The 21,604-nt window shown below is 64.3% G+C and carries 20 protein-coding genes; 14 read left to right on the plus strand and 6 right to left on the minus strand.

Annotated elements, in window-relative coordinates; all coding sequences use genetic code 11:
- Window positions 1–51: 51 nt before the first annotated feature.
- Window positions 52–552 carry a hypothetical protein gene (locus JOE66_RS08800; RefSeq protein ID WP_205108616.1) on the plus strand — a complete coding sequence of 167 codons (501 nt, stop codon included), beginning with the start codon at window positions 52–54 and terminating at the stop codon, window positions 550–552.
- Between the two features lie 176 nt (window positions 553–728).
- On the opposite strand, the gene JOE66_RS08805 is transcribed toward JOE66_RS08800, so the two are convergent.
- Window positions 729–3,794, minus strand: a complete 3,066-nt coding sequence (locus JOE66_RS08805) for a Tn3 family transposase (RefSeq protein WP_205108618.1) — start codon at window positions 3,792–3,794, stop codon at window positions 729–731.
- Between the two features lie 82 nt (window positions 3,795–3,876).
- Window positions 3,877–4,983: an HNH endonuclease signature motif containing protein gene (locus tag JOE66_RS17475; protein ID WP_205108621.1), complete on the minus strand. Its 1,107-nt coding sequence runs from the start codon at window positions 4,981–4,983 to the stop codon at window positions 3,877–3,879.
- 58 nt (window positions 4,984–5,041) lie between these two features.
- Here JOE66_RS17475 and JOE66_RS08815 point away from each other — a divergent pair, with 58 nt between their 5' ends.
- A complete protein-coding gene (locus tag JOE66_RS08815; protein WP_205108623.1) occupies window positions 5,042–5,476 on the plus strand; it encodes a hypothetical protein in 435 nt (144 codons plus the stop codon).
- Between the two features lie 194 nt (window positions 5,477–5,670).
- Here the strand turns inward: JOE66_RS08815 and JOE66_RS08820 are convergent, their stop codons facing one another.
- The gene (locus JOE66_RS08820; RefSeq protein ID WP_205108625.1) at window positions 5,671–6,249 is read right to left on the minus strand and encodes a hypothetical protein; all 579 of its coding nucleotides are present in this window, start codon (window positions 6,247–6,249) and stop codon (window positions 5,671–5,673) included.
- Between the two features lie 345 nt (window positions 6,250–6,594).
- Between JOE66_RS08820 and JOE66_RS08825 the strand changes: the two genes are divergently transcribed.
- From JOE66_RS08825 to JOE66_RS08840, 4 genes are read left to right on the plus strand one after another with little or no spacing between them, the layout of a single operon-like run.
- Window positions 6,595–7,236, plus strand: coding sequence for a Pr6Pr family membrane protein (locus JOE66_RS08825; protein ID WP_205108627.1), 642 nt, complete (start codon window positions 6,595–6,597; stop codon window positions 7,234–7,236).
- Between the two features lie 41 nt (window positions 7,237–7,277).
- On the plus strand, window positions 7,278–7,469 hold the full coding sequence (locus JOE66_RS08830) for a hypothetical protein (protein WP_205108629.1): 192 nt from the start codon (window positions 7,278–7,280) through the stop codon (window positions 7,467–7,469).
- 40 nt (window positions 7,470–7,509) lie between these two features.
- On the plus strand, window positions 7,510–8,511 hold the full coding sequence (locus JOE66_RS08835; protein ID WP_205108631.1) for a nitrilase-related carbon-nitrogen hydrolase: 1,002 nt from the start codon (window positions 7,510–7,512) through the stop codon (window positions 8,509–8,511).
- Complete coding sequence (locus tag JOE66_RS08840) at window positions 8,508–9,533, plus strand: agmatine deiminase family protein (protein ID WP_205108633.1); 1,026 nt, start codon at window positions 8,508–8,510, stop codon at window positions 9,531–9,533. Before JOE66_RS08835 ends, JOE66_RS08840 begins: the two co-directional genes overlap by 4 nt.
- On the opposite strand, the gene JOE66_RS08845 is transcribed toward JOE66_RS08840, so the two are convergent.
- The gene (locus JOE66_RS08845; protein WP_205108635.1) at window positions 9,502–10,464 is read right to left on the minus strand and encodes a DUF817 domain-containing protein; all 963 of its coding nucleotides are present in this window, start codon (window positions 10,462–10,464) and stop codon (window positions 9,502–9,504) included. The two genes, JOE66_RS08840 and JOE66_RS08845, sit on opposite strands and share 32 nt — an antisense overlap.
- 94 nt (window positions 10,465–10,558) lie before the next feature.
- Here JOE66_RS08845 and JOE66_RS08850 point away from each other — a divergent pair, with 94 nt between their 5' ends.
- The 7 genes from JOE66_RS08850 to JOE66_RS08880 all read left to right on the plus strand — a co-directional run bounded on the left by JOE66_RS08850 (window position 10,559) and on the right by JOE66_RS08880 (window position 17,747).
- Window positions 10,559–10,837, plus strand: coding sequence for a putative quinol monooxygenase (locus JOE66_RS08850; RefSeq protein ID WP_205108637.1), 279 nt, complete (start codon window positions 10,559–10,561; stop codon window positions 10,835–10,837).
- Window positions 10,838–10,969: 132 nt separating this feature from the next.
- Window positions 10,970–12,046: an adenosine deaminase gene (gene add, locus JOE66_RS08855; protein WP_205108639.1), complete on the plus strand. Its 1,077-nt coding sequence runs from the start codon at window positions 10,970–10,972 to the stop codon at window positions 12,044–12,046.
- Entirely contained in the window at window positions 12,043–13,488 is a 1,446-nt protein-coding gene (locus JOE66_RS08860; protein ID WP_205108641.1) for an NtaA/DmoA family FMN-dependent monooxygenase, read from the plus strand. Before add ends, JOE66_RS08860 begins: the two co-directional genes overlap by 4 nt.
- Window positions 13,485–13,985: a thiamine pyrophosphate-binding protein gene (locus JOE66_RS08865; protein ID WP_205108643.1), complete on the plus strand. Its 501-nt coding sequence runs from the start codon at window positions 13,485–13,487 to the stop codon at window positions 13,983–13,985. Before JOE66_RS08860 ends, JOE66_RS08865 begins: the two co-directional genes overlap by 4 nt.
- On the plus strand, window positions 13,982–14,590 hold the full coding sequence (locus JOE66_RS08870; protein WP_205108645.1) for a thiamine pyrophosphate-dependent enzyme: 609 nt from the start codon (window positions 13,982–13,984) through the stop codon (window positions 14,588–14,590). The genes JOE66_RS08865 and JOE66_RS08870 overlap by 4 nt, the downstream gene beginning before the upstream one ends.
- A gap of 10 nt (window positions 14,591–14,600) precedes the next feature.
- On the plus strand, window positions 14,601–16,166 hold the full coding sequence (locus JOE66_RS17640; RefSeq protein ID WP_205108647.1) for a GMC family oxidoreductase: 1,566 nt from the start codon (window positions 14,601–14,603) through the stop codon (window positions 16,164–16,166).
- 66 nt (window positions 16,167–16,232) lie between these two features.
- Window positions 16,233–17,747: an aldehyde dehydrogenase family protein gene (locus JOE66_RS08880; RefSeq protein WP_205108649.1), complete on the plus strand. Its 1,515-nt coding sequence runs from the start codon at window positions 16,233–16,235 to the stop codon at window positions 17,745–17,747.
- A gap of 113 nt (window positions 17,748–17,860) precedes the next feature.
- Here JOE66_RS08880 and JOE66_RS08885 read toward each other — a convergent pair whose 3' ends face one another.
- Both JOE66_RS08885 and folP read right to left on the minus strand, forming a co-directional pair.
- On the minus strand, window positions 17,861–18,595 hold the full coding sequence (locus JOE66_RS08885; protein WP_205108651.1) for a pyrimidine reductase family protein: 735 nt from the start codon (window positions 18,593–18,595) through the stop codon (window positions 17,861–17,863).
- Window positions 18,596–18,637: 42 nt separating this feature from the next.
- A complete protein-coding gene (folP, locus tag JOE66_RS08890) occupies window positions 18,638–19,531 on the minus strand; it encodes a dihydropteroate synthase (protein WP_205108653.1) in 894 nt (297 codons plus the stop codon).
- 150 nt (window positions 19,532–19,681) lie between these two features.
- Between folP and thrS the strand changes: the two genes are divergently transcribed.
- The gene (gene thrS, locus JOE66_RS08895) at window positions 19,682–21,604 is read left to right on the plus strand and encodes a threonine--tRNA ligase (protein ID WP_239518647.1); all 1,923 of its coding nucleotides are present in this window, start codon (window positions 19,682–19,684) and stop codon (window positions 21,602–21,604) included.

Genomic DNA, 21,604 nt, shown 5'->3' on the forward strand with positions numbered 1-21,604 from the left:
CCGTGACGTGAACAAGAACCGCCCACGCGAATGAACCGACGGAGAACCAGGATGCGAAATGATCGCTACCGAACTTTTGCAATATGTCTTGCTTTCGCGTTTGGCGGCGCGAGCATCATGACGGGATGCGCGAAAGGCGGTGAGACACCAGTTTCCACCGCACCGGTCTCGTCGTCGCCGTGCGCTTCGATTGAGACGTTCGGCTGTGACCGATTCACCTCGATCAGCGGCATACAGAACGGATCGGCCGTCTCGTGGCTTGGAACCGAACCCCTTTTACTGAGTTTCAGCTATCAAAACGGTTCCATCAACGCCATCGTCGGAACCCCCTGCAACGCCATCAACGTGCCGGTACAAATCAGTGGCGACAAGATCACACCCGACGCCAATAGCGTCATCCACGGCGCGAAGGGGTGCGTTAACGACGCCGGCCAAAAAGAGATGTGGGCCACAACATTTTTCAGCACTCCGATGTCGGTGGTTTCGACTGATAGTGTCCTGACACTCAGCACGTCGACGGCCAGCGTCGTTTTTTCCAGAGCAACCAGCTGAATGTCCCGTGCCGCTACCGTTATCTGCTCCTCCTCTAATGGCCCCAACGTCGGGGCGGGTCATAGGAGAAGCAGATCGCACATGGTCATCACCCGCTGCCTGAATCCTTAGCACCAACCGCTGTTCCTGTGCTGGTCGACCCTGTATAGGGTTCTCACGGCGTCTGGTCCCTGGCCTTATGCCTCGTCGTCTTCGTTTGTGTCGGGATCGCGCAGGTCCCGGATTTTGCCGGGGGCGAGGTTTGGAGTGGCGAAGGTATAGGTGCCCAGCACGCCTAGGTGGGAATGCACGAACGGTGAGAGCCTGGCGAGATCATCTTCCCGGATCGGGTAGCCCTGGTTTCGTAGCTGGGTGACTGCGGCGTCGAGGTAGCGGGTGGTCCACAGGGTTGCACAGTTCAGGACGAGGCCGAGAGCACCGAGCTGGTTCTCCAGCCCGCGTTCGTAGTGGTGGTAGAGCTCACCTCTTTTACCGTGGCAGATCTTCCGCGCGAGGGAGTGACGGTTCTCTTGGAGGTTACGGATGTCTTTGATATCGCGGCGGTAGGACTCGTCAACGTCGATGTAGGTCAGGATGTGAAGCGTTTTGAAGATTCGCCCGTAGGCTGCGATCGCTTCGCCAAGCGCGGTGGGATGTCCGTCGCGTTGCAACATCGTGACAACGTCGTACGCGCGCACCGAGCCAGTGTAGATCGAGGAGACCACCCGCACGATGTCATCCCAGTTTCGGCGGATCTTGCCGAGGTCGACCTTGCCGCGGGCGAAGGTATTCAGCGGGCCGTAGTCAGCCCCGGTGTTGATCCGCCAGCCCTTTTGGTCAGGCAAGTCAGCCAGCGCCGGACGATAGGAGATGCCGAGGAGTTCGAGCAGCCCGAAGACAAGGTCGCTGTACGAGCCAGTGTCAGTCACGACAACGTCAGGCAGCGCTCCGCCGTCGAAACCGAAGATGACATCCACCATGTGCAGCGAGTCACGTATCGTGCCCGAGACGATCTTGGCACCGCATCCCATGCCCCGGTCGTTTATGGCGTTCAGCCAGGTCATGCCTCTCTTGGAACCAAAGTACTTCCGATTGGGGCGGGCGAACGCGGCGGGAACGGGCACGACGAACCGCATCCCGTCCACGGCCGCGACCAGTCCGCCGCCCCATGCCTGCGCTAAACGGAGAGTGGCCTGCGCGTCGACGAGCGGCACGTTGGCTGCGGACAGAGTCTCCGGGCGGAAGTAGTTCTGATAGACGTGCGAGAGCCGGGACCGTTCCAGAGCTGGAACGCCTTTCTTCGCGATCGGCCGATACCCCACGTTCAACGAGTGCGCCGTTAGGCATGCGGCGATCGACAGGCGCAGATCACCCATCCGGGCCTGCCCACCGGATGCAGCCGTGAACGCCGCCGGCAATTCGGGTACCCACCCCATGACCTCGAGGATCATCTCGGGAAGTTCCACACGCGGCAACATTGCGGTGGTACGTGAGCGTAGGTCTACTAACGAAGGCGGCTCCTCGACACCTTTGAGGCCGGTCAGGTGGATTCTGCTGTCCTCATCGACGCGCGTGTTGGGATTAGCGGAGAGCCTTCCGCCGACCTCCCGCAGGGTGGCATCGAGCGCCTGAGCATGCTCAGCCAATAACGCGTCCGGAGATTCGGGTAGTCCGAGCGCGGTGAGCGTGTCGGTCCGTATCGCCTGCCACCGCTCACCATCCAGGAGCGCAGCTTGCGGGTTGCGCCATTTCGTGGACGTTTCGGCGAAAATCTCGCGCCGTTTGAGGCATCTCCAGAACCGTTCCAAGACACACAGGGCGTAGGCGTGCCGGTTCACCGCGCCGCCCTGATGGGCGGGATGCCCGAATACCAGTCGCCTCCATGGCCCAGTGACAACGGGACCGTCGATCAGGTGCCCGCCGATCAAAGGAGCGGCCAGCCGACTGCGGTGAGCCAGAACGTCCGCCACTGCGGTCATCGCCGCCAACACAGGCGCACCTTCGGCGTTGGCTCCGAATGGGATGACCTGGGTCAGAACCTTGAGAAACCCCGAGACCGTAGAGAAACGTTTGACCAGCTCGGAGCGCCAGTCGTCACCTTCGTCGGTATCAGCGGGAGGAACGTTCTCGGTGACCACGATCAACGCGGCACGGACTTGCTCGCGGGAGACGACTTCTTCAATGGCCTCCCAAATTTGACCGATCCGGACCTGCTCACCCCACCCCTCAGCGTCAAATAGCACCTCCACCGCCGCGGCGAGCCGAGCTGATGCCTTCGCCAGCCGCGGGTGCGTGCGGACCTTGTCCTTGTCCGAGGCGCTTCGCGCCTTGCTCAACAACTCCGTGACCATCAACAGGTCAAACAACTCCAAGGCATCATCGATCGACTTGCCCTCCAGATGCCGCACCGTGGCCAGCAAAGTCGCCACTCGCCGGCCGGGCGGGTGCCGACGCAGCGTCGACGCATCCGCCCGCATCCCATACTTCGCCAGCTCGTCCAGCCGCTGCTGCGGCACCATGTCCTCCACGCCTACCCGCGCCAGCCCTAGCCCGGTGACCTCAGCGACCTGATCTAACGCCTTGATGATCGACGGCCCGGAAGCACGCGGTGTCACACCTTTCCGCCACCGCTCGAGGTCCGATACCCGCGACCCGGGCGGAACATCTAATAACTGCTCCAAGACATGCCGTTGGCTGCTGGTCACCAACGCCTCCAGATCGCCCCATAACCGTTCGGCCGCCTCCTGACGGAGCCGAGCGATCAAACGCGCTAACGTACTGACCCCGGGAAGAAGGACCTTCCGACGCCGCAACCAATCCAACGCGTCAGCGAAGATCGCTTTCGGCCCGTCACCCGACGTCCACGCTCGCGCCGACACCCACTTCACGAATTCCGCTTCCACAACCGTGAAGTCCACCCACCCGTACTCGCGACGGATGAGCAGCTGATGCTCGAACGCCGTGGCACGCCGACCTGTGTACTCCCTCACGCGGGACGAGTCGTCAACACCCAGCTGCTCAGCGACGAAGTCCACCACCACCAGAGGCACGTCTACCGGGTCTTCAAGGAACACTCCGAGCCAGCGGACCGTCACCAACTGCAACGCGAACCCGAGCTGAGAATGCTCACCGCGCCGGACACCGACTAGAGCCCTGTCCTCATCGTCCAGGAAGAACGCGCGTTCCAGATCCGCCCGCGAAGGCACAGCAGTAAACCGCCCATACGCAGCGACCTCGTCATCAGTCAGAAACTCCACCGGCATCTCACGAACCTACGCCCCCGCCGGAACACAAAACGACCCCCATCGGAACGACCGATCACGCCAACTCACCCCCGGCCCGCATCTAAACGCGACTGACCGTTCCAATGCGGCTCAACCCCCGTTTCGCCAGTGGTGTGGGTTCGATGGTGTATTCGTATCCGGCGGGTGAGGTCCAGGTGATCGTGGGTGGTCGCCCGTCCGGGCCGGGGGTTTGCCGGATGGTCCATTCGGTGTGGTGTTTGACTTTGTGGTGCGAAGTGCACAGCGGGCTGAGGTTGTCGAAGGACGTGGTGCCGCCGTCGCCCCAGGCGACCGTGTGGTCGAGGTCTGTGGTGGTGGATGGTTTGCACGGGATCGGGAACGTGCATTCGGTGTGGGTGAGGCGGATGAGTTCGTCGAGGTCGGCGGGGGGCTTGTAGCGTTGCCTGCCGTAGCTGAGCACGGCACCGGTGGCGGGGTCGGTCAGTACGCGGGTGAACGAGCGTGCCTGGCGGGTGATGTTCAGGGCGGTGTGCCGGTCGATCGGCCCGTACCCTTCCAGGGTCGCCGGCCCGGAGGTCTGGTCGGCGTCAAGGTCGCCGTGGTGGTCGCGGCCCAGGAGGGTGAGGGCGGGGACGGTGACGTTCACGCGGGCCCGGATGTGGGGGGTGACGCGGGGGGTGTGGGTGTTCTCGTTGAGCATCAGATCGGTGAGGACGTCGACTTTGAGTTGGGTGTGGGTGCGGGGGTCGCCGTTGTGTTTGGCGGAGGTGGCCATGTCGGTGGCACGGTTGTGGATGGCTGTCGCTTCGACGGCGGCGGTGTAGAGGGTCAGGTATGCCATCCCGTCGGACCCGGGCTCCAGATACAGGCGCCGATTGGTGACAGCGTCGGTGTGGCGTTGGGTGTCGGTGCGGGGTTGTACTTCTTCCACTGCCGCGCGGGCGATTGTGTCGAGGCGTTGCGCGGTCACTTTCCGCGCCCAGGACAACACCGTCTTCTCGTACCGTGCGAGTGCTTCGCGGGGCAGGGGGTGGGATCGGTGGACGAGGGCTTCGGTGTGCCGGTACGACACCCGGCCCGAAGCAAGAGCCTCACGGGTGGCGGTGAACGGGCCGGTGAGGCCTTCGCTGGTGACGATGAGTCGGCGGGCGTCGGGCTCGGTGAGGTGGAGGGCGACGGCGAGTTCGAGGACGACTTGGCGTTGCACGATCTGGTCGGAGGACCACTACGGGCCGCCGCCCCCGCTGCTGGCGAAGCTGTCCTGGGTGTGTAGTGCGAACCCCGCAACCCGAGCTTCCTCGACGAGCACGGCGTGGTCGGCGTGCGCGACCGCGATCGCCCGATGCGACACCAGCACCGCCGCGACCGCCGCCGCGAACCGGTCCCGACGCGACGTTGACGACGACGACGATGGTGGCCCCGATGGCGACCCGGCTGACGACCCTGATGACGGTGCCCCTGACGACGGCGACCCGGCTGGCGTCCCGGACGTTGACTCCGACGGCGACCCTGCTGACGACTCCGATGGCGGCCCCGATGGTGCCGACGGACTTGATGATGGCGACGGCGCACCACTCGCGGCAGGGTCATCGGTCGGCGAGACCAAGGGTTCTGTGCCGAAGCGATCGGTGCGGGGGGATGCCGAATCGGTCGGGTCGGGATCAACCTCGTCATTGGTGAGTAATGCTCGTGTCATGTGATCAGTCAACCACCCACCAACGACATTCAAAGGCCAAAAACCCTGATCAGTGGATAACTCACAAAACCTGCTACCTGTTGAGGAGGAGACGGTGAGTCGCTCTCCCGAGGAGGTCGAAGAGTTTTCGAAACGCAGTTGCCGCTCGGTCGGAATCACTGTCTCGAGAGGACGTTGCCAGAGGACTCTACGTAACGGTTACGAACAGTCTGTTTTCAGCCACTCCTTGATGCCGTCGAGCTGGGTTCCGAAACTGGTGGTGTCGAAGGATGGTCGTGGCGGATCTGATGCGGAGACCGACGGGCTCGGCAGGCTCGGCCCCGCGGAAGCCCCCACTACCGGCAGCTGATCGGGTGCGACTTTCGCCGAGGCATTCGGTGTCGCCGTCGGCGCGGGATGCACGATCGCGTTGTACTTGTCGAGTTCGCGCCCGAATGACAGCACCATCGCCGAGATCTGCAGATAGTGGCCCGAGATCGGGGGAGGGGCAGCCACGGCCATGGTCTGGATCGCGTCGTCAAGTCCACCGATGCCGGCCGAGTCATTCATGAGGGCGAGGTTGTTAGGGATGAGCGCCAGTGCCACGACATCACCGCCGACACCCAGGCACGCTTCGGCGCGGGATCCGTAGGTTCCCCACTGAGCCGGGTCTCCGCTGCCCGGCACCGTGCCACCGGTCACGGTCGGGGTGGGCATCGGCGAACCTGTGGGCCCGGAGCCACCCATGCATCCGGCGAGAGAAGCCGCGAGCGCGAGACCGAAGAATCCGGCAAACATCGCGCGCCTGACTCCCCGCGAAAGCCGGTTCCTCGCTGAGGCTTCTCTGATGACAACCATCGTCAGTGCACCTCCAGAACCGGTCGTCCCACTCTATGCCGTGACTGTTGTACCGACCAGAGTTGTACCGACCAGAGTTATACCGACCAGAGTTGTGTTGGCCAGAGTTGCGTCAGCCTGCCGCCCCATCGATGACTACGCTCACAGCGGATGCCCGGCAGCAGTTTGCGCCAGGAGCGCGGACGTCACCCAGAGTCGACGTAGCCTGAAGAGTGGAAGCTCGGGAGAAGCTCGAGATCCGCACGAGAGAACAGTGCCAGAGAGAGAATCGGTGAGAGAGGTCCGGTGAGAATCCTCTTCATCGTGCTCCGTCTGGCCGCGCTGGTCACGACGGTGTCTGCGCTCGTCTCACGGGCCGATTGCGTCTTCACGACGGGGAGCTGCCGGGCATCCAATCTGCTCAGCTATTTCACAGTCGAGAGCAATCTGGCGTTCGTCGCGCTGCTGCTGTACCTGCTGTTCCACGCGATCACGAAACGGGCAGAGGATGAACGGCTCACCTCGGTGCGGGCGCTCGTCACGACCTACCTGATCGTGTCGGGAATCACCTTCGTCTTTCTCATCGTGAACGCGGGGCTGGCTAACTACGGATTTCTCATCCCGACGTCGGAGAAGGTGCTGCACTTCGTCGTGCCGGCGTACGCGCTGGTCGATTTTCTCCTCGTTCCCGGCCGGCGTCGCCTGCACTGGGGCACGGCGTTGATCTCGCTGGGGTTCCCACTGCTGTATGGCATCTACACACTGGTGCGGGGGCCGGCTGTGGGCTGGTACCCGTACATCTTTCTCGACCCGCAATGGGCGGGGAGCTATTCGGCGGTTGCGGTCTATGCAGCGATTCTGGCGGGGCTGATCGTGGCGGTGTCTTTCGCTCTGACCGCAGCGAGCCGGCTGCCGACGCCCGGGTTCGGGCGTCTTCGAGATCGCTGAACATCTGGTGCGTCGACGTTGTGCAGCCCTAGGCTCTCGTCATGGCTGATGAGCGATCCACCGACTGCATGGTCGACGGATGCCAGGCCCTGCCCGACGACGAGGTCACCATTGACCTGTATGGGCTCCGAATGGTCTACGCCATCTGTTCGGAGCACGCGCAGGATGTTCGGTGGGGAGCTCCCATCGAACAGGACGCTGCCAGCAATCGCGGGCTCGTCGGACCGGCGTGATCTGGCCAGACTCAGATAGCGCAGCATGAGAAACTGAGTTGTGCTTGAAATCACCTCCTTCGGCGCTCTGCCGTCACTGTCGCCCGTAGCCGAAAGCGTGCCTGCTCTTCTCCGCGTGGGGCTGGTTCAGCATCGCTGGCACGATGACCTCACAGAACTGACGGCCGAGCTCCGGGGAGGGGTCGGTCGCGCAGCCAGGCTTGGCGCCCAGATCGTGTTTCTGCCCGAGTTGACACTGAGCAGGTATCCGGCCGATGTGCCGCAGGGTGCGCGCACGGAGGGGCCGTCAATCGCGCCAGAAGAGCTTCTCACCGGGCCGACTTTCGCCCTCGCCGCCGAGCTCGCCCGGGAGCACGGGGTGTTCGTGCACGCCTCGCTGTACCAGCGCGACGATGGGGTACGCAGTCTCGAGTCCGATCATCCAGAACGGCTCGGTCTCAACACCGCGATCGTCGTCTCACCCGCAGGTGAGCTGGTCGGGCGCACCCACAAACTGCATATTCCTGTGACCGAGGGCTACTACGAAGACACCTACTTCCGCCCCGGGCCGTCCGCCGAGCCGTACCCTGTCTATCGCCCAGACGCGCTGCCGGGCTTGGCCCTCGGCATGCCCACCTGCTGGGACGAGTGGTTCCCCGAAGTTGCCCGCGCGTACTCGCTCGCCGACGCGAACCTGCTCGTCTACCCGACAGCGATCGGCAGCGAACCCGGTTACCCCGATTTCGACACGCAACCGCTCTGGCGCCAGGTGATCGTCGGCAACGGCATCGCGAACGGCCTGTTCATGGTCGTGCCGAACCGCTGGGGCAATGAGGGTCTCATCACCTTCTACGGTTCGTCATTCATCTCAGACCCCTATGGCCGGATGCTCGTGCAAGCCCCCCGCGACGCGTCCGCGGTGCTCGTGGCCGACCTCGACCTGCAGCAGCGCGACGACTGGCTGACGCTGTTCCCTTTTCTGAAGACGCGGAGACCCGACACCTACGGGAGTCTGGTCGAGGCGATCAGCGATGTGGCGAGCACAGGAGAAACCAGCGCATGAGCTGGCACATGCCGTCGGAGACCGCTCCACACAAGCGCACCTGGATGGCGTTCCCCTCTTCGGGCTACACCCTCGGCGAGACGTCCGCCGAAGCGGATGAGGCCCGCACGACCTGGGCAGCCGTGGCGAACACCATCATCGATTTCGAGCCGGTGACCATGGTGGTCGGCCCCGGCCACGAAGAGATCGCGCGCCGCTACCTCGCAAGCGAAGTCGAACTCGTCACCGCCGAACTCGACGACGCCTGGATGCGAGACATTGGGCCGACCTTCGTGCTGGGCGACGACGGCAGGCTGGGCGCGGTCGACTGGGTGTTCAACGGCTGGGGTCGACAGGCCTGGGCGAGCTGGGAGCACGACGCCCGCATCGGCCGGTTCGTCGCCGGGCTCGCAGGCGCAGAACTCGTGCCCTCCAGCCTGGTCAACGAGGGCGGCGGCATCCACGTCGACGGCGCTGGCACCGTTCTCGTCACCGACACGGTGCAGCTCGACCCATTGCGGAACCCCGGCTGGTCACGCGCCGAGATCGAGGCCGAGCTCTCGCGAACCCTCGGTGTCAGCAACGTGGTCTGGCTCCCGCGGGGGCTCACCCGCGACTCCGAGCGGTTCGGCACAAAGGGGCACGTCGACATCGTCGCCACGATCCCGGCCGAGGGCGTGATCCTGCTGCATGAGCAGGCCGCTGCCGGGCATCCGGATCACGAAGCGATGACGGAGATCAAAAGTGCCCTCGATCTGAGCACCACAGCCGACGGAACGCCATGGAAGATCGTCGGGGTACCTGCACCGGCGACTCTCAGCGACGCAGAGGGTTTTGTCGACTTCAGCTACATCAATCACCTCGTCGTGAATGGCGGCGTCATCGCCTGCTCCTATGACGACGCCAACGACGAGCAGGCCAAGGACATCCTGGCGTCAGCCTACCCGGGGCGGCCGGTGGTGACCGTGGATGCCCGGCCGCTGTTCGCGCGTGGCGGCGGCATCCACTGCATCACCCAGCACGAACCTCTTGCAACGGGCTGATGCCGTTTCCCGGCCTCCGCGGCGGGTACACCCACGTCACCAGCACGACCGAGATGATCATCAGCAGAAACCACGAAACGAGCTTCTCGATCGATACCGCCTGCCAACCGTCGATCTGGCTGGGATACAGCCAAGCACGTGAGTAGGTTGCAATATTCTCGGCCAACCAGATGAATAGAGCTACCAAGGCGAAGGCGACGACCAGAGGCATGCGCACAGTGCGCCGGAAGATTCGGTAATACATCGTGCTGGGGCCAAAGAGCAGCAGTGCGGCCACGACCAGAGTCCAGCGCAGATCGACGATGAAATGGTGAGTGAAGAAATTCGCGTAGATCAGGGCCGCCAGAAGCGCGGTCACCCAGCGCCTCGGGTATCGCGTGAACCTCAGGTCGAAAAGCCGGTAGACGCGCACCATGTAGGAACCGACAGCGGCGTACATGAATCCGCTGAACAGGGGCACCGCCCCGATTCGCAGCACCCCGTCGGCGTCGTAGGACCACGACCCGACATCGGTCTTGAAGAGTTCCATAACGGTACCGACGATGTGGAACAAGATGACGACTCGAAGCTCACGGAACGTCTCGAGTTTCGTGGCGACCATGATGATCTGTATGGCGATTGCGGCCAAAGTCAGAAAGTCGTTGCGTGCCAGGGCCGCTTCCTCGGGGTACCAGAGTCTGGCCCCGAAAATAACGAGGAGGAGCAGCACGCCGAAGATGCAGGCCCAGGCCTGCTTGAGGACGAACGCCATGAATTCGGTGACGATACCGCCCCACCCCTGCGCCGGGGTGGAGTCGAGTAGCCGGTGGATGAGGCGGTCGAAGTACTGCTCGACACTGGTGAATCGGGGTGTTTCGCTGGCCTCACCGGCCACGGCCCTGCAACCATCGTCGCCGCCAGCCGAATCTCTGCTCTTCTCAGATGGGGCCATGCCCCGAGCCTACGGATGCAGCTGGGAGAACACTGGAGAGGGCTACGACGAGCAGGCTCACGAAGAGAAGGCACTCGACGTGCGAAGATGAAACATGACCATCGTTGCGCTTCTCGAGCTTCACCTCAAACCGGAATTCCTCGAAACGGGGCCAAGCGTGCTCGAAGCGATCCTCACCAAGACACGAGCCTTCCCCGGCAGTCTCGGCGTAGAGACGGTCACCGATGTGAACGATCCCGCGCACATCATGGTGATCGAGCGATGGAAATCGATCGAAGCCGATTCCGCTTACCGGGCGTGGCGCGCGGGTGACGGGGCCTCGAACCTCGGCGACATTCTCGCCGGGCCGCCCACGCTCACCTGGTACGAATAGCCGCATTTCACACGATCACAGGTCACTCAGGTCAGCAATGAGATCCGGCCTGTTACAAGTGTGAGAACTTTTGGCCCAACGGTCCGTTCTGGCTTGGTGTCCGCTGGCGTGAACCAATAGGTTCAAACCACAATGATCTCCTTCACCGACTACCTGCGGCTGCTGCCGAAGGCCGAGCTGCACTGCCACTTCGTGTCGGTGATGCGGCCGGGCCGGCTGGTCGAACTTGCGGCAAAGAACGACGTCTTGCTCAAGAGCACTGACGTCGACGAACTGCTCGACTATGACAACCTCGTCGACTTTCTCGACGTGTTCAATGCCGCCCACGAGGTTCTCGTCAGCCCCGACGACTTCGCGACTGTCGCGTACGAAGGTGTGCTCGACGCCGTCGAAGCGGGTAACCTCCGGTACCGCGAGTACTACGTCAACCCGTTCAATTTCCTTTCCCGGGGAATCTCCTACGAGACCCTCATCGACTCGATTTCACAGGGCCTCGCGCAAGCGGAGACGGATTTCGGCGTCGGCTTTCGCCTCATCCCCGCCATCAACCGCTCGCATTCGGCCCAGAGCGCCGTCGAACTGGTCGAGCTGGTCTCCGCCCATCCGCATGAGAAGGTCGTGGGCATCGGCATGGATGATCTGACCCCCGAAGGCCTCGAAGAGCCGCTGCGCTTCCGTGAGGCGTACGAACTGGCTGGCCGGCGCGGCCTGAAACGCACGGCCCACGCGGGGGAGACCATGGCCGCCTCTGCCCAGAACGTCATCGACGCCATTGAGACCCTGGGCTGCGATCGCGTCGACCACGGTTACCGCATCGTCGACGACCCTGCGCTGCTGCGGCGAGCGCTCGATTCAGGGGTGCCGTTCGCGTGCACTCCGCTGTCGACCCGGGTGCTCTCCGGGTGGGCCTTCGACGACCAGCACCGCATCGCCCGCATGGTGCGCGCCGGCCTGCCCGTCTCGCTCTCGACCGACGACGCTGTCTTCTTCCGCACAGACATCGGCCTCGAGTACACGGCTGCCCTGCCCTCCATGGGATTCGCAGCAAGCGACGCCAGCCAGATCGCACTGACTGGGTTCGACGCTGCCTGGTGCTCGCCCGAGGAGAAGGCGCGTCTTCTCGCGGATGCGGCAGCGGGCATCCGGGCACTGGACGCTGCTCTTGACAACCCAGCTCTTCACACTCCAGCGAAGGAACCCACGAAATGAAGTCCCTTTCATTCGGCGTCTTCGACATGATGAACCCGAGTAACGGGATGCCCACCTGGACTCACCCGAACGGTCGGGCCGACAAGTACACCGACGTCGGATACTGGGTGATGGTCTCGGAGATGCTCGAGGAGGCGGGATTCGACTTTCTCTTCTTCGCCGACACCTACGGCTACCCGACCATCGACGGCGAACTACCTGACCAGGTCGCGGCCTCGGGCATCCAGTTCCCGGCCGTCGACCCGATGCTCATCATCGCTGCGCTGGCACAGGTCACCACCACGCTGGGGTTCGTCGTGACATCGCCGACGACCGTCGAGAAGCCGTACGCCTCAGCCAGGCGCTACGCCAGCCTCGACCACTACACCGACGGGCGCATCGGCTGGAACATCGTCACCGGCAGTTCGCAGTCGACGGTCGACCCGCTCTTCGGTGTCACCGAACAGACGACGCACGACTCGCGTTACGACATCGGGGACGAGTTCGTAGACATCAGCCTCGCTCTTTGGGAGGGCGGCTGGGACGACGATGCCCTGGTGATGGACAGAGAGCGTGGGGTGCTGGTCGACCCGGCCAGACTGCACCGTACCGAATACACGGGGGAGTTCCTCCGCACCTCGGGGTATTTCGCGGTGCCGCCGTCGCGGCAGCGCAGCCCCGTGCTCTTCCAGGCCGGCACCTCCACCCGGGGCCGCGCCTTTGCCGCGCGCAATGCCGAAGTGGTACTCATCCAGGGCCAGACCATCGAGAAGGCCGCGGCCCACGTTACGGAGATCCGCGATCTGGCCGAATCGCACGGCCGCCGGCGTGACGACATCAAGATCATCACGGGAGTCACCGTGGTCGTGGCCTCGACCAGCCACGAGGCAGCAGCTCGCCGCGCCGAACTCGAAGCCCTGTACGTGGTCGACGACGCTGCGGTGATCTACGCCGGGTTCACCGGGGTCGACTACCGCGGGGTCGACCCCTCCACGCCCCTTGCCGTTGCCACCTCTGACCAGGGGCAGACTCTTGTCGACCGTTTTGCGGCACCGGGGGATCGCGTTCCCACTGTCGGTGACGTGCTCGAGAGCTTTCGACTCAAGGCGAACCGGGGTTTCCAGGTGACCGGTGACCCGATCGAGGTGGCCGAGCAGCTCATCGCGATCGTGGAGGGGTCTGACGTCGACGGGTTCATGATCGAACCGACCTTCGGCGACGAGCAGGCCTACAACGAGTTCATCGTTCATGTGCTGCCGATCCTCGCCGAGCGGGGCTATGTCTCACCCCGAACCGAGGGGTTGACCCTGCGAGAGCGGCTGTTCGAGGAGGGCCGGTCCCGGCTTCCCGATACCCACCCGGGCGCACGTTTTCGTCACGTTCTGGCACCAACCGTGCCCGAAGACCGCACCACAACGACAATGACCAGCAGCGACCACAGCAACAGCAGGGAGAACCAATGAAAGCCACCGCCGTCGACGCGGTGATCCGCGGCCTCAAGAAGGCAGGCGTCTCGATCGTCTGCTATCTGCCCGACTCACTCTTCAAAGAGCTCTACCCAGCGCTCGACGCCGACCCCGAGCTCCGCACCATCCAGGTGACCAACGAGGGGGAGGGGGCAGCGATCTGCGGGGGAGTCTTCCTGTCTGGCAAGCGCGCCGTACTCATCATGGAGAACTCGGGTCTCCGGGCATCCGTCGAACCGCTCGCCCGCATGGGGCTCGGCGCGGGCATCCCGGTCGTCATGCTGATGAGTTACCGCGGTGAGCTCGGGGAGAACAACTGGTGGGCGATACCGCACGGCATCACGATGGAGCCGATACTGGATGCCCTGCGAGTGCCTTATCAGATCATCCGCGATGAGGCGGCGATCGAAGACGCGATCACCGACGCGTTCAGCTGGTCGTATGCGGCCTATTACCATTCCGCCATCGCGCTCGGAGGGAGCATCGTTCGATGAAACGCTATGAATGCATGATCAAGCTCGGCGAGCGTCTCAGCGACGAACTCGTCATTCTCTCGCTCGGCGGCAGCGTCGACGAGTGGTACAACGCAGCCCCGCACATGCGTGCGGGCAGTCTCTTCCAGCAGCAGCTCGGCTGTGTGACCGGTGAGGCCTTCGGTCTGGCTGTGGGCTTGCCCCATCGCCGCATCATCTCCCTCGACACCGACGGCGGGCTGTTGTTCAACCTGGGGATACTCGCAACGCTCGGCAACGAGCAACCCGCGAACCTCTTCACTGTGGTGTGGGACAACCAGATGTACCAGTCGATCGGCGGGCCGAAGACGCACACCGCGAGCGGGCGTGTCGATCTGGCAGCGATCGCCCGGGCATCCGGAGTCGAGAAGGCGTTCACAGCGACCACGCTGGAGGAATTCGATGCGCTCTGCGAGGAAGGGCTCGCAGCGACTGTGCCGTATGTGGTGGTCGCGAAGGTCGACGGCATCCTGCAGCCGGGCATCAAGCGCAAGCACAGCGACGGGCGTGAAGACAAGTACATCTTCGTTCGCCACGTCGAGGAGACGGAGGGCGTGGTCATCATGGGGCCGAGTGAGCACAATTAGCGATGGTGCTGTGACAGAGACCGACATCATCGTGGTGGGCGGCGGCTCTGCCGGGTGCGTCGTGGCGCGGCGCCTGGCGGAAGACACGGGGCGCGACGTTGTGCTGCTCGAAGCGGGGCCCAGCGACCAGGGGGTGCCGGGCATCCGTTCAGCCGGGTCGTGGGCGGGGCTGCTCGGCGGCGAGTATGACTGGAACCAGAGCTACGGAGCGACCTGGCGCACGGCGGGGCGAGCGGTCCCGATTCCCCGCGGTCGAGTTCTCGGCGGTTCGAGCAGCATCAACGCCATGCTCTGGTATCGCGGACACCGCTCGGATTACGACGCGTGGGAGGCCGCCGGCGCCACGGGCTGGAACTACGATTCACTGCTGCCGTACTTCCGGCGGAGCGAAGACTGGCAGGGAGGCTCGACCGAGTATCGGGGTGCGGGCGGCCCGATGCGCATCGAGACCTCGCGCGACCCCCACCCGGTTGCTGCGGCCATGCTCGACGGCGCGGCCGAACTCGGGTTCGACGTGCTCGACGACGCGAACGCCGCCGAGAATGACGGTGCGGCACTGGCAAACCTGAACGTGACCGTGGAGCCTGAAACCGGGGAGGTCACCCGCTGGAGCACGGTTCGCGGGTACCTCGAGCCGGCGGCGGGCTGGCCGAACCTGCACGTGCTCGTTGATTCGCCGGTTTCGCGCCTGGTGTTCGAAGGATCGCGGTGCGTCGGTGTCGACTATGAACGCAGGAGCGGAGACGCACTGCCGCCCGAGACTGTTCGTCTGCGCGCCCGACAGGGTGTCGTACTCACGGCCGGGGCGATCCACACGCCGAGGCTGCTGATGCTGTCGGGGATCGGCGACCCAGACGAACTCGTGCCGCTCGGCATCACTGTGCACACCGCACTCCGGGGCGTCGGCAAGAATCTGCAGGATCACCCGCTGCTCATGGGTATGAACTTCCGTGCCCGCGAACCTCTCGGGCCGACCCGCGACAACGGTGGCGGGAGCATGCTGAACTGGAAGAGCTCGAAGTCGCGTGGCAAACCCGACCTCCACGCCTTCGTCGTGCAGGGGCCGCACGCCACCGATGAAGTGCGTGCGGGGCATGACCTGTCGGGCTCGGTCTTCGCGATCTCGCCCGGCCTGATGGATTCACGCAGCGTCGGGTATCTCCGGTTGAAGTCCGCCGACCCCCGCGCGGCCCTCGAGATCCAGCCGAACTACCTTGCGGAACAGAACGACCTCGATGCCCTCATCGAATCGATGGAGACCATCGCCGACCTGGCCGCCACTTCGGCCTACCGGGCCATCGGGTCTTCCCCTGTCGCACCCCACCAGCGGCTCTCGAAGCAGGAGAAGATCGCCTTCATCAGGTCGAGCTGTTCGACGTTCTTCCACGCCTGCGGCACCGCTGCGATGGGAACAGGCGGATCCTCGGTCGTGAGCCCGGCCCTCGCCGTTCACGGCATCGACGGTCTGTGGGTGGCCGATGCGTCGGTGTTCCCTTCGATTCCCACCTCGAACACGCAGGCCGCCGTGATCGCCGTGGCCGAACGTGCCTCCGAGCTCATCGCAGAAACGCTCTGACCGTTCAGAGACCCATCCGACGAGCTCCCGACCACACCACACCACAGACCAGACGAAAGTGCACGTATGACCCTCCTCGACTATGACCTTGCAGCACGGCGCCCTTCCGTGTCGGCGTTCCTCGCTCGCGGCCCGCATCGGCTGCTCATCGATGGCGAATGGGTGGCCCCGTCATCGGGCGACTACATCGAGAGCCTCGACCCTGCCACCGGCACGATCCTCACCGAGATCGCGAGGGGAACCTCGGCCGATGTCGACGACGCTGTCTCTGCTGCCCGCCGGGCCCTTGAGTCCCCGGCCTGGTCGCGCATGACCCCAGCCGCGCGTTCGGCGTTGCTCTGGCGGCTTGCAGACCTGATCGAGCAGCACATCGACGAGCTCTCCGAACTCGAGACGCTCGACCAGGGCAAGGCCTACCGCACGGCCCGCTTCGGCGAACTGCCGGGCACGATCGCGCAGTTCCGGTACTACGCCGGGTACACGAACAAACTGTTGGGCACCACCATCCCCACCTCGATCGCGCACCAGCCCGAAGGTAAGCAGATCTTCGCCTACACGGTGAAGGAGCCGGTCGGCGTGGTCGCCGCAATTGTGCCCTGGAACTCTCCGCTGCTGATGGCCTCGATGAAGCTCGCTCCCGCTCTGGCTGCCGGATGCACGGTGGTACTCAAACCGTCGGAGAACACGTCGCTCACTGCACTTCGCCTCGGGGAACTTGCACTCGAAGCAGGGTTCCCCGCGGGCGTCGTGAACGTGGTGACGGGATACGGCAGGGAGGTCGGGCAGGCGCTTGCCGAGCATCCGGGCGTCGACAAGATCGGCTTCACCGGGTCGACAGCGGTCGGCAAGGCCCTGCTGGTCGCGGCGCAGGGAAACCTGAAGCGACTCACGCTCGAACTCGGCGGCAAGTCTCCGGCGATCGTGATGCCCGACGCCGACTTCGCGCTGGCCGTGCCCGGAATAGCCCGCGGTATCTTCAACAATGGCGGTCAGGTCTGTGTGGCGAGTTCGCGGGTGTATGCGCATTCGAGCATATACGAGCGTCTCGTCGAGGAGGTCTCGCGCGAGGCCGATGCCCTGAGTCTCGGCCACGGCATGAACCCGGCCACCGATATGGGCCCGATGGTCAGCATGGTGCAGGCCGACAGGGTGGCTGAGTACGTTCGCGAAGGCGTTGCCGACGGAGTCGAGGTGACGGCGGGCGGGCTCCAGGTCGACGAGCAGCGCACGTTCTACCGGCCTACTGTGCTCACCGGGGTGCGGCAGGAGATGCGACTGATGCAGGAGGAGATCTTCGGGCCCGTCGTCTCGATCACCCCGTTCGACGAGGTCGATGAGGTGGTCGCCTGGGCGAACGACAGCGTGTACGGCCTGGCGGCGAGCGTCTGGACGGAGGGCTTGTCGAACGCACACACCCTCACTTCGCGCATCAAGGCCGGCACGGTATGGGTGAACTGCCACTCGTACTTCTCGCCGGAATTACCCAAGGGCGGGCACAAGAAGTCCGGGTGGGGCTACGAGAACGGAGCCCAGGGCATCGAGAACTACCTCGAGTCGAAAACGGTGGTCACGGTCTACTGATCGCTGGTCGAGTAGCGGCTGATCGCTGGTTGAGTAGCGGCGCGGCCGCGTATCGAAACCCCAACGCGCCAGGATTTCGATACGCAGCGCTCCGCGCCGCTACTCAATCAGCGTCAGCGGGCGCGGGAGTATTTCGTGAGCATCATGCTGCCGGCGATCAGCACGTGGTCGAGGGTGAGGGCGCGGGGCACCGGAGGCCGCGAGATGCGCGTGATCCTCGGCCCTTCCCCGCCCTCCAACACGGGGCTCAGGGTCAGGCACAACTCGTCGAGTTCGTCGTTGGCGACCAGGTCTCCGAGCAGGCTCGGGCCACCCTCACAGTGGATCTGCGTGAGGCCCCGCCCCAGCAGTTCGGCGACCAGGAGCTTCGGTTCCACAGAATTCTGACCGCAGTCGACAACGTCGGCGACGTGTTCCAGGGCCGCACGCCGGGCTGCGTCGGCTGAGCCGATCGTGAGTATGAGCGGCCGTCGGGGCGCCTTCGTGAAGACATCACTCTCGAGGTCGAGCTCCAACCCGCGGCTGACGATCGCGAAGGCCGGATGCTCGGGGAGCCCGTTCTGCGCACGCCACAGCGCAGCCCCGGGTTCGAGCCGCATCGCGCCGTACCCCTCCGCGCGCAGGGTGCCTGCACCGACCACCACCACGTCGCACAGCTGGCGCAGCACGTCGAAGACGCGTTTGTCAGCGGGCCCTCCGAGCCTTCCGGAGAGCCCCTCGACGGTGGCCGAGCCGTCGATCGACGAGACGAAGTTGGCTCGAACGAGTCGCTCTGAACGGTCGGCCGGCGCATACAGTGCGATCAGCTGGGCATCGGTCAGGGCATCCAGTTCGCTCACTGTCTGCATGGTGTGCTCCCTTGCTGACCGTTTCTTGCACCGGTTCCTGGACTACAGATTGTGGACTGCGTAGACGGGTTCCCGCCAGCCCATGATGGCCTCGACCATACGCATCGCATCGACCGATTCGCGAACGTTGTGCATGCGCACGATCCGCGCGCCGAGCATCACACTCACCGTGGCCGCGGCGAGGGAGCCCGGGAGGCGCTCCGGTTTCTCGCGCCCCAGCGATTCGCCGATGAAGTCCTTGTTCGAGACGGCAGCGAGCGTCGGCAGACCCAGGGCCGTGATCTCGAAGAGCCTGCGCGTCAGCTCGAGAGTCTGAAAGGTGTTCTTGTTGAGGTCATGCCCCGGGTCGACGATGATCCTGTTCTCGGGAATGCCCCGAGAGACAGCGAAGTCGACACGCGACTGCAGGAACGACGCGATCTCGCCCGCGACATCGTCATACTGCGGCCGCGGATACACCTGCCGCGGCGCCGCGAGACTGTGGGTGATGACCAGCGTCGCGTCGCTGTCGGCGACCACGTCGGCCAGCCGGGGGTCATGGATGCCCGTGGTGTCGTTGATCACACCCGCACCGGCCGCGATCGCCGCTTCGGCCACTTCGGGGCGAAAGGTGTCGACCGAGACGACGACATCGGATTCCGCGACCAGCCCCTCGATCACGGGGATGACCCGCTCGAGTTCGTCGCGCCCGGAGAGCTCGGGGCCGGGCGCAAACGGCACCCCGCCGATGTCGACCCAGTCTGCTCCGTCGCGGGCCGCCTGCACGGCGGCCTCAACGGCGCGATCGAGTGCGAACGTCGCGCCCTCGTCGAAGAATGAATCAGGCGTGCGGTTGATGATCGCCATCACGGCGATCTGGCGGGAGAAGTCGAAGGTCCGCGCTCCGATCAGACGCACAGGCTCGCGCAGCGGCGGCAGGCGGAAAGCAGGTCCCATGTCGACCGACTCTAGCGGCTGACCCGCACCGCTAAAGTTGACAGTCAGGCAACACAACCCTCAGGGAGTACACGGCACGTGAGTGACATCATCCAGGTCGACAATGCAAGCACCGGATTCGAACTGTTCAGTGATCGAACGATCGTCGCCATGAAGGTCAACGGTGAGCTGCGCGACCTGGCCGCGACGGCGGCCGCCGGCGACTACGTCGAGGCCATCCACCTCGACTCACCAGATGGCCTGAACATCCTCCGCCACTCGGCGACCCACGTGATGGCCCAGGCCGTGCAGTCGATCAATCCTGAAGCCAAGCTCGGCATTGGCCCGCCCATCACCGACGGTTTCTACTACGACTTCGATGTGACAACCGCATTCACCCCCGACGATCTGAAGACGCTCGAAAAGGCGATGGATCGCATCATCCGGCAGGGTCAGCGCTTCATGCGCCGGGTCGTGACCGAAGAAGAAGCGCGTCTCGAACTGGCGCACGAACCGTACAAGCTCGAACTCATCGGCATCAAAGGCGGCTCTGCCGCCGAAGACGAATCGGTCGAGGTCGGGGGTACCGAACTCACCATCTACGACAACGTCGACCCGAAGACGGGCGAGACCGTGTGGAGCGACCTCTGCCGGGGACCGCACCTGCCGAACACCCGGATGATCGGCAACGGTTTCGCGCTCACCCGCCTGGCGGCGGCGTACTGGCGCGGCTCCGAGAAGAACCCCCAACTGCAGCGTATCTACGGCACGGCGTGGCCCACCAAAGACGAGCTCCGCGCCTACCAGGCCCGGCAGGAGGAGGCCGCCAAGCGCGACCACCGCCGCATCGGCGCCGAACTCGACCTCTTCTCCTTTCCTGAGGAGATCGGTTCCGGGCTTGCCGTGTTCCACCCCAAGGGCGGCATCATCCGCCAGGAGCTTGAGAACTACTCGCGTCAGCGCCACATCGCTGCCGGCTATGACTTCGTGAACACCCCGCACATCACCAAGGCCAACCTGTTCATGACCAGTGGTCACCTCCAGTGGTACGCCGACGGAATGTTCCCGCCCATGCACCTCGACGAGGAGCGCGACGAGGAGGGCAACATCACCCGGCAGGGCCAGGACTACTACCTGAAGCCCATGAACTGCCCATACCACAACCTGATCTTCCGGGCTCGCGGCCGGAGCTACCGCGAACTGCCGCTCCGCATGTTCGAGTTCGGCTCGGTCTACCGCTACGAGAAGAGCGGAACCCTGCAAGGCCTCACCCGCGTGCGGGGCATGACTCAGGACGATGCCCACATCTACACCACACAGGAGCAGGTCAAACCCGAGCTCACCAGCACCCTGAAGTTCGTGCTCGATCTTCTGAAGGACTACGGGCTCGACGACTTCTACCTCGAGCTCTCGACCAGGGACGCGACGAACCCGAAGTTCATCGGAGCCGACGAGCTCTGGGACGCGGCGACGGAGACCTTGCGCGAAGTCGCAGAGGAATCCGGACTCCAGCTCGTGCCCGACCCCGGGGGAGCAGCCTTCTACGGCCCGAAGATCTCAGTGCAGGCGAGAGACGCGATCGGCCGAACCTGGCAGATGTCGACCATCCAGCTCGATTTCAACCAACCGGAGCGCTTCGAACTCGAATACACCGCCTCAGACGGCACCCGCCAGCGTCCGATCATGATCCACCGCGCACTGTTCGGCTCGATCGAACGGTTCTTCGCCGTTCTCACCGAGCACTACGCCGGCGCGTTCCCGGTGTGGCTCTCGCCCGTGCAGGTGATGGGCATCCCGGTCGCCGAGCAGTACGAGGAGTATCTCGGTGAGGTGATCGCCCAGCTGAAGGCGAAAGGCGTTCGCGCAGAGCTCGACGCCAGCGACGACCGAATGCAGAAGAAGATCCGCACCCACACGAAGGAGAAGGTACCGTTCCTTCTCATCGTGGGAGAGGATGACCGGGCAGGCGGCACCGTCAGTTTCCGTTTCCGCGACGGCACCCAAGAGAACAACGTGCTCATCGCCGACGCCGTCGACAAGATCGTGGCGTCGATCGCCAACAAGACCCAGGTCACGACTCAGGGCCAGATCTGA

The sequence above is a fragment of the Subtercola frigoramans genome, from assembly GCF_016907385.1.
Lineage (GTDB): Bacteria > Actinomycetota > Actinomycetes > Actinomycetales > Microbacteriaceae > Subtercola > Subtercola frigoramans.